At 71.5% G+C, this 14564-nt stretch carries 12 protein-coding genes; 8 read left to right on the forward strand and 4 right to left on the reverse strand.

Annotation, left to right across the window (positions count from 1 at the left end; all coding sequences use genetic code 11):
- Positions 1-69: 69 nt before the first annotated feature.
- The 4 genes from ACXJKB_RS04515 (at position 70) to ACXJKB_RS04530 (ending at position 6729) form a co-directional block, all read left to right on the forward strand.
- Positions 70-3915 (forward strand): DNA-directed RNA polymerase subunit beta', encoded by a 3846-nt coding sequence (locus ACXJKB_RS04515; RefSeq protein WP_457185821.1) that lies wholly within the window; start codon positions 70-72, stop codon positions 3913-3915.
- A 156-nt stretch (positions 3916-4071) separates the two neighbouring features.
- Positions 4072-4617, forward strand: coding sequence for a DUF4232 domain-containing protein (locus ACXJKB_RS04520; RefSeq protein WP_457185823.1), 546 nt, complete (start codon positions 4072-4074; stop codon positions 4615-4617).
- A gap of 34 nt (positions 4618-4651) precedes the next feature.
- On the forward strand, positions 4652-5899 hold the full coding sequence (locus ACXJKB_RS04525; RefSeq protein WP_457185825.1) for a geranylgeranyl reductase family protein: 1248 nt from the start codon (positions 4652-4654) through the stop codon (positions 5897-5899).
- Positions 5896-6729 (forward strand): lysophospholipid acyltransferase family protein, encoded by an 834-nt coding sequence (locus ACXJKB_RS04530; RefSeq protein WP_457185827.1) that lies wholly within the window; start codon positions 5896-5898, stop codon positions 6727-6729. The genes ACXJKB_RS04525 and ACXJKB_RS04530 overlap by 4 nt, the downstream gene beginning before the upstream one ends.
- Here the strand turns inward: ACXJKB_RS04530 and ACXJKB_RS04535 are convergent.
- Entirely contained in the window at positions 6659-7687 is a 1029-nt protein-coding gene (locus ACXJKB_RS04535) for an acyltransferase family protein (protein ID WP_457185829.1), read from the reverse strand. The genes ACXJKB_RS04530 and ACXJKB_RS04535 overlap by 71 nt on opposite strands.
- Positions 7688-7718: 31 nt before the next feature.
- Between ACXJKB_RS04535 and ACXJKB_RS04540 the strand changes: the two genes are divergently transcribed.
- The 3 genes from ACXJKB_RS04540 (at position 7719) to ACXJKB_RS04550 (ending at position 11239) form a co-directional block, all read left to right on the forward strand.
- Positions 7719-8621, forward strand: a complete 903-nt coding sequence (locus ACXJKB_RS04540) for an NUDIX domain-containing protein (RefSeq protein ID WP_457185831.1) — start codon at positions 7719-7721, stop codon at positions 8619-8621.
- Entirely contained in the window at positions 8614-9882 is a 1269-nt protein-coding gene (locus tag ACXJKB_RS04545) for a hydroxyacid-oxoacid transhydrogenase (protein WP_457185833.1), read from the forward strand. The genes ACXJKB_RS04540 and ACXJKB_RS04545 overlap by 8 nt, the downstream gene beginning before the upstream one ends.
- A 145-nt stretch (positions 9883-10027) precedes the next feature.
- Positions 10028-11239, forward strand: a complete 1212-nt coding sequence (locus ACXJKB_RS04550) for a methyltransferase (protein WP_457185835.1) — start codon at positions 10028-10030, stop codon at positions 11237-11239.
- 33 nt (positions 11240-11272) lie between these two features.
- On the opposite strand, the gene ACXJKB_RS04555 is transcribed toward ACXJKB_RS04550, so the two are convergent.
- The gene (locus tag ACXJKB_RS04555; protein ID WP_457185837.1) at positions 11273-11428 is read right to left on the reverse strand and encodes an MFS transporter small subunit; all 156 of its coding nucleotides are present in this window, start codon (positions 11426-11428) and stop codon (positions 11273-11275) included.
- Complete coding sequence (locus tag ACXJKB_RS04560; RefSeq protein ID WP_457185839.1) at positions 11425-12819, reverse strand: OFA family MFS transporter; 1395 nt, start codon at positions 12817-12819, stop codon at positions 11425-11427. Before ACXJKB_RS04560 ends, ACXJKB_RS04555 begins: the two co-directional genes overlap by 4 nt.
- Before the next feature lie 128 nt (positions 12820-12947).
- Here ACXJKB_RS04560 and ACXJKB_RS04565 point away from each other — a divergent pair, with 128 nt between their 5' ends.
- Positions 12948-13826 carry a hypothetical protein gene (locus ACXJKB_RS04565; RefSeq protein ID WP_457185841.1) on the forward strand — a complete coding sequence of 293 codons (879 nt, stop codon included), beginning with the start codon at positions 12948-12950 and terminating at the stop codon, positions 13824-13826.
- 29 nt (positions 13827-13855) lie between these two features.
- On the opposite strand, the gene ACXJKB_RS04570 is transcribed toward ACXJKB_RS04565, so the two are convergent.
- Positions 13856-14545 carry an aspartate/glutamate racemase family protein gene (locus tag ACXJKB_RS04570; RefSeq protein ID WP_457185843.1) on the reverse strand — a complete coding sequence of 230 codons (690 nt, stop codon included), beginning with the start codon at positions 14543-14545 and terminating at the stop codon, positions 13856-13858.
- Between the last annotated feature and the right edge of the window lie 19 nt (positions 14546-14564).

Consider the following 14564-nt stretch of genomic DNA (forward strand, 5'->3'; position numbering starts at 1 on the left):
GCGCTCGCGCCGCCCGGACTCCCCAGTCCCACAGCTACCTGACTCAAACAGCAACCAAAGGAACACATCTTGCTGGACGTGAACTTCTTCGAGCAGATCCAGATCGGCCTGGCCACTGCGGACGACATCCGCACGTGGAGCCACGGCGAGGTCAAGAAGCCGGAGACCATCAACTACCGCACGCTCAAGCCCGAGCGTGACGGCCTCTTCTGCGAGAAGATCTTCGGTCCCACCCGGGACTGGGAGTGCTACTGCGGCAAGTACAAGCGCGTGCGCTTCAAGGGCATCATCTGCGAGCGCTGTGGCGTCGAGGTCACCCGCTCCAAGGTCCGCCGTGAGCGGATGGGCCACATCGAGCTCGCCGCTCCCGTGACCCACATCTGGTACTTCAAGGGCGTCCCGTCGCGCCTGGGCTACCTGCTCGACCTGGCGCCGAAGGACCTCGAGAAGGTCATCTACTTCGCCGCCTACATGATCACCTCGGTCGACGAGGACTCGCGCCACCGCGACATGGACTCCCTGGAGAACAAGGTCGGCCTGGAGCGCGAGCGCCTCGAGAAGCGCCGCGACACCTCCGTGGAGGACCGCGCCAAGAAGCTCGAGGACGACCTCGCCACCCTCGAGGCCGAGGGTGCCAAGGCCGACGCCAAGCGCAAGGTGCGCGACGGTGCCGACCGCGAGATGAACCAGCTCCGCGACCGCGCCAACCGTGAGATCGCGCGTCTCGAGGAGGTCTGGGACACCTTCAAGAGCCTCAAGGTCCAGGACCTGCTCGGCGACGAGCTGCTCTACCGCGAGATGAAGACCTGGTTCGGCAAGTACTTCGAGGGCCACATGGGCGCCACGGCGATCCAGAAGCGCCTCCAGGACTTCGACATCGAGGCCGAGGTCGAGTCGCTGCGCGACACGATCGCCAACGGCAAGGGCCAGCGCAAGGTCCGCGCCCTCAAGCGCCTCAAGGTCGTCGACGCGTTCCGCAAGACCGGCAACCAGCCCATCGGCATGGTGCTCGACGCCGTCCCGGTGATCCCGCCGGACCTGCGTCCGATGGTCCAGCTCGACGGTGGCCGCTTCGCCACCTCCGACCTGAACGACCTCTACCGCCGCGTCATCAACCGCAACAACCGCCTCAAGCGACTGCTCGACCTCGGCGCGCCCGAGATCATCGTCAACAACGAGAAGCGGATGCTGCAGGAGGCCGTGGACAGCCTCTTCGACAACGGTCGTCGCGGTCGTCCGGTCACCGGCCCGGGCAACCGGCCGCTGAAGTCGCTCTCCGACATGCTCAAGGGCAAGCAGGGTCGCTTCCGCCAGAACCTGCTCGGCAAGCGCGTGGACTACTCGGGCCGTTCGGTCATCGTGTCGGGTCCGCAGCTCAAGCTGCACCAGTGCGGCCTGCCCAAGCAGATGGCGCTCGAGCTGTTCAAGCCGTTCGTCATGAAGCGCCTGGTCGACCTGTCGCACGCGCAGAACATCAAGTCCGCCAAGCGGATGGTCGAGCGCGCCCGCCCGGTCGTGTGGGACGTCCTCGAAGAGGTCATCACCGAGCACCCCGTGCTGCTCAACCGCGCGCCCACCCTGCACCGCCTCGGCATCCAGGCCTTCGAGCCGCAGCTGATCGAGGGCAAGGCCATCCAGATCCACCCGCTCGTGTGCGGCGCGTTCAACGCCGACTTCGACGGCGACCAGATGGCCGTGCACCTGCCGCTGTCCGCGGAGGCGCAGGCCGAGGCCCGCATCCTGATGCTGTCGACCAACAACATCCTCAAGCCGTCGGACGGCCGTCCGGTGACCATGCCCTCGCAGGACATGATCATCGGCCTGTTCTGGCTGACCGCCGACCGTGAGGGTGAGCCCGGCGAGGGCCGCGTGTTCTCCAGCCCTGCCGAGGCGATCATGGCCTTCGACCGTCGCGAGATCACGCTGCAGAGCAAGATCAGCATCCGCCTCACCGATGTGGTGCCGCCGCTCGACCTCGAGCTCGGCGCCGACTGGGAGGAGCGGACCGCTCTGCGGCTCGAGACCACCCTCGGCCGTGTTCACTTCAACGACACGCTCCCGGCGGACTACCCGTTCGTCAACGAGGAGGTCGGCAAGAAGCGCCTCGGCTCGATCGTCAACGACCTCGCCGAGCGCTACACCAAGGTGCAGGTCGCTGCCTCGCTCGACGCCCTCAAGGACGCCGGCTTCCACTGGGCCACGCGCTCGGGTGTGACCGTCTCGATCGACGACGTCACCACGCCCGACAGCAAGGCCGAGATCCTGGCCCGCTACGAGGCGCAGGCCGAGAAGGTCCAGAAGAACTACGAGCGCGGTGTGATGACGGACGACGAGCGTCGTCAGGAGCTCATCGAGCTGTGGACCCAGGCTGCTGCCGAGGTCGGTCGCGCGATGGAGGCCAACTTCGACCGCAAGAACCCGATCTACATGATGGTCGACTCGGGTGCCTCCGGAAACATGAACCAGATCCGGCAGGTCGCGGCCATGCGTGGTCTGGTGGCCAACCCGAAGGGCGAGATCATCCCGCGCCCGATCAAGGCCAACTTCCGCGAGGGCCTGACGGTGCTCGAGTACTTCATCGCCACCCACGGTGCCCGCAAGGGTCTCGCCGACACCGCGCTCCGCACCGCCGACTCGGGTTACCTGACCCGTCGTCTGGTGGACGTGTCGCAGGACGTCATCATCCGTGAGGACGACTGCGGCACCGAGCGTGGCCTGCCCAAGCGGATCGACGACGAGCACGTCGAGACCTCGGCCTACGCCCGCTCCTCGGCGACCGAGATCCTCCACCCGGAGTCGGGTGAAGTGCTCGCCACCGCCGGCGAGGACCTGGGTGACGTCAAGATCGGTGAGCTCGTGGCCGCCGGTGTCACCGAGGTCAAGGTCCGCTCGGTCCTGACCTGCGACGCCCGCACCGGCACCTGTGCCAAGTGCTACGGCCGCTCGCTGGCCACCGGCAAGCTGGTCGACATCGGTGAGGCGGTCGGCATCATCGCCGCCCAGTCCATCGGTGAGCCCGGCACGCAGCTGACGATGCGCACGTTCCACACCGGTGGTGTGGCCTCCGCCGACGACATCACGCAGGGTCTGCCCCGTGTGGTCGAGCTCTTCGAGGCCCGCTCGCCCAAGGGTCGTACGCCGATCTCGGAGTCCGCCGGTCGCGTGAAGATCGAGGAGACCGACAAGGCCCGCGTCGTCGTGGTCACCCCCGACGACGGCTCCGAGGTCCAGGAGATCCCGGTGTCGAAGCGTTCGCGCCTCAACGTGGAGGACGGCGACCACATCAACGTCGGCCACCACATCACGTCCGGTACCCCCGACCCGCAGGACGTCCTGCGCATCCTCGGTGTCCGCAAGGCCCAGGAGCACCTCGTGGACGAGGTCCAGGAGGTCTACCGGTCGCAGGGCGTGGCGATCCACGACAAGCACATCGAGATCATCGTGCGGCAGATGCTGCGTCGCGTGACGGTCATCGAGTCCGGTGACACCAACCTGCTCCCGTCCGACCTGGTCGACCGGGTGCGGTTCGAGGAGGAGAACCGTCGCGTGGTCTCCGAGGGCGGCAAGCCGGCCTCGGGTCGCCCGGTCCTCATGGGCATCACGAAGGCCTCGCTCGCGACCGAGTCGTGGCTCTCGGCGGCCTCCTTCCAGGAGACCACCCGAGTGCTCACCGACGCCGCGATCAACGGGCGCTCCGACAGCCTCCGTGGCCTGAAGGAGAACGTGATCATCGGAAAGCTCATCCCGGCCGGCACCGGCCTCGAGCGCTACCGCAACATCCGGGTGGAGCCGACCGAGGAGGCGCGCGCCGCGGCCTACTCGGTCACCGGCTACGACTCCTACGACTACGACTTCGGTCCGTCGTCGCAGGCTGTCGCGCTCGACGACTTCGACTTCGGTTCGTACCAGAACTGAGCCTTCGAAGTTCTGGTGCGGTGATCCAGATCGAGTAGCACGAAACGCCCGCCCTCGCTCGCGAGGGCGGGCGTTGTGCGTATCGAGATCGACCAGTGGACCTGAGCGCCCGGCGTCGCGCCGACGCCACTTGGGCCGCGACGCACACTGGACGTCATGGTCCGATCGCTGTGGCACCGCACCCTCTGGTCCATGCTCGCCTTCTGCGCGGTCGTGCTGGTCGCGACGCTGCACGCCCACGGCGGGCAGCCTGCATCCGCGAGCGCCTCCGAGGCGCGGACGACGACCGCGACCCCGGAGTGCCGCTCCGCCGACCTGCGGGCCGACTACCGGGCGCGGGACGCGGCGGCGGGACACCGCTACGGCGTGGTCCGGCTGCGGAACACCTCTGACCGTGCCTGCGTCGTGCAGGGCTACGGCGGGCTCTCCTACCTCGGCGGCGACGGCACCCAGGTCGGTGCGGCGGCCGACCGCGACGGCGGGGCGACGCCGCGTGTCGTGCTCGAGCCGGGGGAGCGGGCCACCAGCCTCGTCACCGAGACCGTCGCGGCCAACTACCCGCGAGCGCGGTGCCGGCCGACCCACGTCGAGGGCTTCCGGGTGTACGCGCCGGACGCCACCCGGTCGCAGTTCRTCGCCCACCCGACGACGGGCTGCCGCAACCCGGAGGTGCACCTGCTCTCGCACCGGGCCTTCCGCTGACCCGTCCGCCTGTGGCGTCTGAGAGAATCCGCGCGTGACACCGCCCTCCTCGCGCCCCACCTCCGCCGACGTGCTGGTGGTCGGCGCCGGCCCCGCCGGCTCCGCCGCCGCGGCGTGGGCCGCCCGTGCCGGGCTCGACGTCGTGCTGGCCGACGCGGCGACGTTCCCGCGCGACAAGACGTGCGGTGACGGGCTGACCCCGCGCGCGATCGGGGAGATGCAGAAGCTCGGCCTCGAGGACTGGCTGCGCGCCCACACCGTCAACGAGGGCCTGCGCGCCCACGGCTTCGGCCAGACGCTCCTGCTGCCGTGGCCGGGCGGCTCGCTGCCCGACTGGGGCTCGGCCGTCGCCCGCACCGAGCTCGACGACCACCTGCGCACGGTGGCGATCAAGAGCGGCGCGCGTGCCGTCGACGGCGCCCGCGCGGTCGGCGTACGCCGCCAGGGGGAGCGGGTCGTGGCGGTCGAGCTGCGCGACGCCGACGGCACCTACGAGGTCGCCTGCCGGTGGCTGGTCGTGGCCGACGGCGTCCGCTCGCCGCTCGGCAAGCTCCTCGGGCGCGAGTGGCACCGTGACACCGTCTACGCGGTGGCCGGCCGCTCCTACGTCGACTCGGAGATGAGCGACGACCCGTGGATCAGCTCGCACCTCGAGCTGCGCGACGACCAGGGCGAGCTGGTGACGGGCTACGGGTGGATCTTCCCGCTCGGCGACGGCACCGTGAACCTCGGCGCCGGCACGCTGGCGACGAGCCGGCGGCCCGCCGAGGTCGGGATCAAGCCCCTGATGCAGACCTACGCCGACACGATCGGCGCCGACTTCGGGCTCTCGGGCGAGCTGCGGATGCCGACCTCGGCGCTGCTGCCGATGGGGGGCGCGGTCAGCAACGTCGCCGGCCCCAACTGGGCCCTCATCGGTGACGCCGCCGCGTGCGTCAACCCGCTCAACGGCGAGGGCATCGACTACGGCCTCGAGACCGGTCGCCTCGTCGCCGAGCACATCGCGAGCGGCGTCGGCCTCGGTGAGGCGTGGCGCTCCACGCTGGTGGAGCACTACGGCGAGGCGTTCTCCATCGCCCGCCGCCTCGCCGGGATCGCCACCCAGCCGAAGGTCGTCTCGGCGCTCGGCCCGGTCGGGATGCGCTCCGACTGGCTGATGACGCTCGCCCTGCGCTGGATGGGCAACCTCGTCGACGACGCCGACCGCGACCGCGCGGCACGGGTCTGGCGCTGGGCGGGCCGCCGTTCCGTGGCGCGCGACGCCCGGCCACCCTTCGCGTGAGCCGGGAGCACACCTACCGGGCGGCCGTCGCGCTCGGTAGGGCCGGCATGCGCGCGCTCGGGATGCAGGTCACCGGCCTCGGTGCCGAGCACGTGCCGACCGAGGGCCCCGTGCTGATCGCGGCGACGCACGTGTCGTACCCGGACTTCGTGTTCCTGCAGGACGCTGCCCGGTCGTCGGGCCGCTACATCCGGTTCATGACCCGCCACGACGTGTGGCAGGTGCCCGGCGTGGCGCGGGCGATGAGCGCGATGCGGCACGTCCCGGTCGACCGCGAGGCCCCGGCCGGGGCGTACGTCGTGGCGCGCCGGCTGCTGCGCGACGGAGAGGCGGTGTGTGCGTTCCCCGAGGCAGGGATCAGCTACTCCTACACCGTCCGGTCGCTGATGCGCGGGGTGGCGAGCCTGGCCCGGGAGACCGGCGTCCCCGTCGTCCCTGTGGCGCTGTGGGGCTCGCAGCGCGTCTACTCGGTCGGCATGCCCGACGAGCGCGGTCGCGAGCCGCGTCCCGACCTCACCCGCGGTCGTCGGATCGACGTCAGCTTCGGTCCGCCTCTGACGATCGGGCCCGACGACGACCTCACTGCGTGGACGCACCGGCTGGGCGCTGTGCTCACCGAGCAGCTCGAGGAGCTCCAGCAGCTGTCGCACCACCGGCCGCGGCCCGACGAGCACGCGCCGTGGTACCCCGCGCACCTCGGCGGGCACGCACCGACCCGCCTCGAGGCCGTCCACCTCGACGTCGTGCCGCGCGCCGCGGTCAGACCGACGTGGGGGCCGAGCCAGCCCGGGCCCGGCGGCGCGCCTCCAGCCAGCCGAGCGGGTTGGTGAACGGCTCGAGCACCCGCCGCACGGGCGGGCAGGCGAGGAAGAAGGTGAGGCCGACTGCGCCGATGACGGTCAGGACCAGGCCGATCGTCGGGTAGGCGGCGGTGAAGTCGGGCCAGCCCAGCGCCATGAACGTCTTGATGACGAAGCCGTGGAACAGGTAGATGACCATCGTGGCGCTGCCCATCGTGGTGAACCAGCCGAGGTTGCGCCGCGGCACCAGCGACATCGCCGAGAAGGCGCCGAGCAGCCCGACCATCATCACGGTGAGGCGGGTCTGGAAGACGATCTCGTTGTCGATCGGGATCTCGGAGTACCCGGTGTCGTACCAGAGCAGCGCCGACTCCGCCCAGGTGTCGGTGTAGAGCGCCATGATCCCGATGCCGACGAGCATCGGCACCGCCGCGATCTTGACCCACACGTCGTCGAGGTGCGCGAGGTGCCTGGGCTTGAGGTGCAGGCCGAGCACGAAGAACGGCAGCAGGCCGAGGAAGCGCGGGATCATCAGCGCCTCGGTGTCCCAGACTCCGCCGACCAGGCTGACGATCACCGACAGCGGCAGGAAGAGCCAGTGCAGCTTGAGGATCGGGGTGATCAGGCGCCACATCAGCAGCACGATGAGGTACCACATGGTCCAGTGCGGCTCGATCCACAGCGGTCCCGTGACGCCCTCGCCGACGACCTCGCGGCGGTAGTAGAACAGGGCCGGCTCGAAGAGCAGGTAGGGGACCAGGAGCGTGTAGACCAGGCTCTTCATCCGGCGGCGGTCCCACTCGAAGGACTTCGAGAGGTAGCCGCTGACGAAGACGAAGGCCGGGATGTGCCACAGGTAGATGAAGTCGTAGACCCAGTGGCTGCCCGCGCTGGCCTCGACCAGCCCGATCGAGTGCCCCACGACGACCAGCGTGATCAGGACCATCTTGACGTTGTCGAGCCACGGATCTCGGGACGCGGGGGGCACGGCGCTCACCGTACTTCACTAGGTTGGGCGCATGGGATCCCTGCCGAGGCGACAGCGGGTGGCGGCGTACGCCGTCATCCTCCGCGAGCGCGGCGGTCGGGTCGAGATCCTGCTGAGCCGCCTCGCGCCGCGCGTCTCGCGCTCCGAGCTGTGGACCCTCCCGGGGGGCGGCGTCGACCACGGCGAGGACCCGCGCGACGCCCTGATCCGCGAGGTGCAGGAGGAGGCGGGCCTCGACGCCACGGTGGGTGACCGGGCCCGGGTCTACAGCGCCCACATGCCCCGCTCGCCCCGGGACGGGCAGCTCGTCGACGCCCACGCGATCCGGCTGGTCTACGAGGGCTGGGTGCCACCCGACGCGCCCGCCCCGCGGGTGGTCGAGGTCGACGGCTCCACGGTCGAGGCCGCCTGGAAGGCGCTCGACGACGTCGCCTCGGGCGCCGTCCCGGTGTCGTCCGTCGTGACCGAGGCCCTCGTCGACCACCAGCCGTTCCGGCTGCAGCGCGTCGCGGCGTACGCCGTCGTCACCCGCTGCGCCGGAGGCGACAACGAGGTGCTGCTGACCCGGCTCTCGTCCACCGCCGCACACCCCGGGCGGTGGACGCTGCCCGGCGGGGGCGTGGACCACGGCGAGCACCCGTCGGTCGCGCTGGCCCGCGAGGTCGAGGAGGAGTGCGGGCTGCCGTGCGAGGTCGGCGCCCTGCTCGGCGTGCACGACACCCACTTCTCCGGCACCGCCCCGTCGGGGCGGATCGAGGACTACCACGGCGTGCACCTCGTCTACCGGGCGAGCGTCGCCGACGGGGAGCCGCGGGTGGTGGAGGTGGACGGCACCACCGACGCCGTCGCATGGGTGCCTACGGCACGGATCGCATCGGGCGAGGTCGACGTGCTCGACGTCGTCACCTACGCGTTGGGAGCAGAGCGTGACTGAGAGCGTCTTCACCTACGCCGCACCCGGGCTGAAGTTCGGCCGCGGCGCCAGCGACGAGATCGGCTGGGACGTCCAGCAGCTGTGCCGCGACGTCCCGGGCGAGGCGGCGCGGCGGGTCCTGCTCGTCACCGACCCCGGCGTGGCGGCCACCGGGCACCCCGATCGGATCGCCAACGGCATGCGGTCCCGCGGTCTCGAGGTGGTGGTCTACGGCGAGGCCCGCGTGGAGCCGACCGATGCCTCCCTCGAGGCAGCCGTCGCCGCGGCTCGCGCGAGCGGTCCCTTCCACGCCGTGGTGGCGGTCGGGGGCGGCTCGTCCATCGACACCGCCAAGGCGGTCGACCTGATGCTGACCAACCCCGGCGAGCTGATGGACTACGTCAACGCCCCGGTCGGCGGCGGCCGGGCGCCCGAGCACCCGCTCCTGCCCCTCGTCGCCGTCCCGACGACCACCGGCACCGGAGCCGAGTCCACCACCATCTGCGTGCTCGACGTCCTGGCGCTCGAGGTGAAGACCGGCATCTCCCACGCCCGGTTGCGGCCCACCCTCGCCGTCGTCGACCCCGACCTGACCATGACGCAGCCCGCGATGGTGACCGCGTCGGCGGGCATGGACATCCTCTGCCACGCGCTCGAGAGCTGGACGGCGCGGTGGTTCGCCGACTTCGACGCCAAGCAGCCCGAGCAGCGGGTGCCCTACTGCGGCGCCAACCCCATCGCCGACATGTGGGCCGAGAAGTCCCTGTCGCTCCTCGCCGGAGCGTTCCGGCGCGCGGTCCGCGACGGCTCCGACGCCGAGGCGCGCGAGCAGATGGCCCTCGCCGCCACCTTCGCCGGGCTGGGCTTCGGGAACGCCGGCGTCCACGTGCCGCACGCCTGCGCCTACCCGATCGCCGGCCGGGTCCGCGACTACCGCCCCGAGGGCTATCCCGCGGACGAGCCGATCGTCCCGCACGGGATGGCCGTCGTGATGACCGCGCCCGCCGCCTTCGCGTTCCTCCACGACGCGGCGCCCGAGCGCCACCGCCGTGCGGCCGAGCTCCTCGGTGGCACCGGCGAGCCGCTCCCCGACGTGCTGCGCCGGCTGATGCGGGACGTCGGCCTGCCGAGCGGCCTGGCCGAGCTCGGCTTCGGCCAGGCCGACGTCGACGACCTGGTCGAGGGGGCGCTCAAGCAGCAGCGCCTGCTCGCCACCGCACCCGTGGAGGTCACGGCCGAGGACCTGGCCACCGTGTTCCAGGAGTCCCTCGAGCACTGGTGACCCCGCCTCCGGGCGGCGACGCGCGAGGAATGAGTGGCCGCCCCGCCGGTCACTAGGATGGGGGCATGAACCCCCGCCACCGTCGACTCGTGATCCCGGTGGCGCTGGGGGCACTGATCCTCATCGTCGTCCTCGCCGCCGTCCTGTGAGCACTCCTGCGGAGGCAGGGCTCGCCACCGTCCGCTCGGCGATCCTCGACGCCGACCACCTCGTGCGCGCGCTCGCGAGCGGTCGGCGCAAGGGCCACCCGGTGCCCGTCGTGGAGGGACGCGAGGTGCGTCGCGTCGAGGTGCGGGTCGTCGACCTGCGGGCCGGGCGCCACCTGCAGGTGACGTCGTACGACGCCACGCAGGCGCACACCACCAACCACCTCGTGGGCGAGGCGGCCGAGGCGGCGGTGGACGCGCTGCTCGCGGAGCCGTTCGCCAACTGGCACGTCGACACCGCCACCGAGACCCACCAGCTGCGGGTGACCAAGAAGGGCGTGCCGCTGCTGCACACCTCGACGCGCACCGACGAGGTCGCGCCGTCCCGGGGCCACGACCGGCCCAAGGACCGGCTGCTCGCCGAGGACCACCCGGTGCTCGTCGCGCTCGGGATCAGCGACGCGCAGGGGCGGGTCAAGCCGACCCGGCAGGCGAAGTACCGCCAGGTGGAGGAGTTCGTCCGGCTGCTCGACGCGAGCCTCACCGAGGCCGTCGCGCAGGGGCGGGTGCGCACCCCGACCGCCGACGACCCGCTGCGGGTGGTCGACCTGGGCTGCGGCAACGCCTACCTCACGTTCGCCGCCCACGCCTACCTGTCCGACCGCCTCCCGGTGCGGGTCACCGGCGTCGACGTCAAGCAGCAGTCCGCCGACCACAACGCGCGCGTGGCGGCCGACCTCGGCATCGACGCGGACTTCGTCGTCGGGTCGATCGCCGATGCCCGGCTCGACCAGGCGCCCGACGTCGTGCTCGCCCTGCACGCCTGCGACACCGCGACCGACGACGCCCTCGGACGCGCGCTGGAGTGGGAGGCCCCGCTGGTCCTCGCCGCCCCCTGCTGCCACCACGACATCGCCGCCCAGCTCCGCACGACGGACGTGCCCGAGCCCTACGCGATGATCACCCGCCACGGCATCCTGCGCGAGCGCTTCGCCGACACCCTCACCGACGCCCTCCGCGCCGCGCTGCTGCGCCGGGAGGGCTACCGCGTCGACGTCGTCGAGTTCGTCGAGAGCGCCCACACGCCGCGCAACACGCTGCTGCGGGCGGTGCGCACCGGGGCCGACGGCTCCGACGCGGCTCGCGAGTACGACGACCTGCTCGCCGCCTGGGCCGTGAAGCCCCGGCTCGGCGAGCTGCTCGGCCCGTGACCGGGCGTTGGCCCGGCGCCGACCAGCGGAGGATCAGCCGGTGAAGAGCGCCGAGGCCTTCACCAGCGTCTGCCACAGGCCGTAGGCCAGGGGGATGCCCACGAGCAGCCAGGCGAGGGCGATCAGCAGCGGGCTCGTCGTGGCCGGGTCGGTGGTCGGGGCAGGGCTGGTGTTCGCGTCGGTGCTCATCGGGTGGCCCCCAGTCGGTCGGAGATGCGGTCCTCGTTGGCCGCGTGCGCGTCGTGGTCGAAGTGGGTGTCCGAGACGGGTCTGATCATCAGGTTGGCCACGAACCCGACGGCGAGCACGCCGGCCATCGTCAGCAGCGCGGGCCGGTAGTCGGCCGCGACCAGCGAGCCAGGTTCGCCGGCCTGGTCGAGGAACCCGTTGACGATGAGGGGGCCGGCGACGCCCGCGGCGGCCCACGCGGTCAGCAGTCGCCCGTGCACGGCGCCCACCTCGAGCGTCCCGAAGAGGTCCTTCAGGTAGGCAGGCACGGTCGCGAACCCACCGCCGTAGTAGGAGATGATCACGGCCGCGAGCGCGACGAACACGAAGGTGCTGGAGCTGCCGAACAGTGCCAGCAGCAGGTAGAGCACGAGCCCGACGCCGAGGTACATCACGTACGTGCCCCTGCGGCCGATCCGGTCGGACAGGCTCGACCAGACGAACCGGCCGATCATGTTGGCCAGCGACAGCACGCCGACGAAGCCGGCCGCCGCCGCGGCCGAGATCGAGCTGACCCCGCCGACCCGGAAGAAGTCCTGGATCATCGGTGCGGCCTGCTCGAGGATGCCGATCCCGGCGGTGACGTTGCAGAAGAGCACGACCCACAGGAACCAGAACTGGGGGGTCCGGACGGCATTCGACGCGCGCACGAGCGCGCCGTTGGTGCCGGGCGAGTGCTCGGCAGTCTGGTCGTCGCCATGGCCGGGTGGCACTCGGATCAGAGCGGCGCCGATCAGCATGAACACCGTGTAGACCACGCCGAGCGTGATGAAGGTCTGCGACAGGGCCGAGCCCGACGCCACCGCGCCGGGCTCGGTGGGCACGAACCCGGGGTCGAAGGCGCTCATCAGCCGATTGGAGAGTGGTGCGGCGATGAGCGCGCCGCCGCCGAAACCCATGATCGCCAGGCCAGTCGCGAGTCCCGGCCGGTCGGGGAACCACTTGATGAGCGTCGAGACCGGTGAGATGTAGCCGATGCCGAGGCCGATGCCGCCGATGACGCCGTAGCCGAGGTACAGCAGCCACAGCTGGGCGGTCGCGATGCCGGCCGCGCCGACGAAGAAGCCCGTGCCCCAGCAGAGGGCGGCCGCGAGCATCGCCTTGCGGGGCCCGGACCGCTCCACCCAGGTGCCGAGCACCGCGGCGGAGAGCCCGAGCATCACGATCGCGAGCGAGAACACCCACCCGATCGCGGTCAGGCTGGTGTCGAAGTCGGCCACCAAGGAGTTCTTGAAGACCGAGAACGCGTAGACCTGGCCGATGGAGAGGTGGACGGCCAGCGCGGCCGGCGGGATCAGCCAACGGCTGTAGCCCGGACCGGCGACGATGGCCTGCTTGTCGAGGCGCGACATGCGCATCCTTTCCCGAGATGACCCGCGTCACGTTACGGACGGGTGGTCGACCTGTCCCCACACCTGAGGAGGAGGCGCGGCGAGTGGTCGTCCGGGTACGACGAACGGCCCACGACTACGGTGTCGGGGTGAAGGGGACGCATCTGCTGCTGGGTGCGGTCGTGACCGTCCCGTTCCTCCTCGGTGCCGCTGCCGGCGTCCCGGACGCGGCGGACGAGGTGGCCTTCCGGTTCACCGACCCCGACATCGTCGAGTCCAGCGGGCTGGTCGCCGTGGACGGCCTCGTCGTGACCACCAACGACTCCGGCGACTCGGGCCGGGTCTTCGCCGTCGACCCCGCCACCGGCGCCACGGTCGGCGTCACCAGGTGGGCGACCGATCCCGAGGACGTGGAGGCCCTGGCCCCCGCCGGCCCGGGCCACGTGTGGGTCGCCGACATCGGCGACAACCAGCACGCCCGCGCGTCGGTGTCGGTGCTCCGCGTGTCGGTCGGGCGCGGCGACCGCGACGTCGTGCCAGAGGCCTACGAGCTCGTCTACCCCGACGGCGCGCGTGACGCCGAGGCGCTGGTCAGCCACCCCGTGACCGGCCAGCTCTTCCTCGTCTCCAAGGGCGTCTTCTCCGGCACGGTGTACGCCGCCCCGCATCGGCTGCGCGCCGACCGGCCCAACCGCCTGACCGAGGTCGGCCAGGCGCCGGGTCTCGTCACGGACGCCACCTTCCTGCCGGGCGGGGGAGGGGTGGTCATGCGCACCTACACGACGGCCCACCTGTCGGCGTTCCCGTCGTGGCAGGGCGTCGAGTCGTGGCCGCTGCCCGACCAGGACCAGGGCGAGGGCATCGCCCTCGCGGGGGACGAGCTGCTGGTCAGCACCGAGGGAGCCCGCTCCCAGGTGCTCCGGGTCGGCCTGCCGGCGTCCGCCGGCGCGACCGACCTGCTCTCGCCCGCGTGGACCAGCCTGCGCTGGCTCTCGACGGCGTACGGCCTGCCGCTGTCCGCTGGTTGAGGAGGTCGCGGAGCGACCGTCACGAAGCCTCAGGCGAGGGCCGCGTCGAGCGCGGCCTGGACGTGCAGCGTCGTGCAGGGGAAGACCGGCAGCTCGACGTCGGCCTGCTTGACCAGCAGCTCGAGCTCGGTGCACCCGAGCAGCACGCCGCCGGCGCCGGCGTCCCACAGCTCCTCGATGATCGACACGACCCGGCCGCGCGTGCGGGGGAGCACGACACCGTGGACGAGCTCCTCGTAGATCGCGTCGTTGAGGAAGTCGTGGTGGGAGGTGTCGGGCACCACGACCGACAGGCCGTGGGCCTCCAGCCGGTCGACGAAGAACGGCTCAGACATCGCGACCTTGGTGCCGATCAGCCCGACGGTCTCGACCCCCGCGGCCTTGACCGCCTCCGCGACGACGTCGCCGAGGTGGAGCAGCGGGATGCCGACGGCCTCCTCGACCTGGTCGGCGACCTTGTGGAACGTCGTGGTGCACAGCAGCAGGAAGTCGGCACCGGCCCGCTCGACCCCGCGGGCGGCGTCGGCGAGGAGCGTCCCCACCTGGTCCCAGTGCTCGTCGTCCTCGAGGTGGGTGACCTCGGCGAAGTCGACCGTCGTGAGCGCCAGCCTGGGTGAGGACAGCCCGCCGAGGCGCTCCCGCATCCCGAGGTTGAGGTCGCGGTAGTAGACCGCGCTGCTCTCCCAGCTCATGCCGCCGACGAGTCCGATGGTCTTCACGCGCGGCAGTCTTCCATGC

The sequence above is a fragment of the Nocardioides sp. P5_E3 genome (assembly GCF_054049275.1).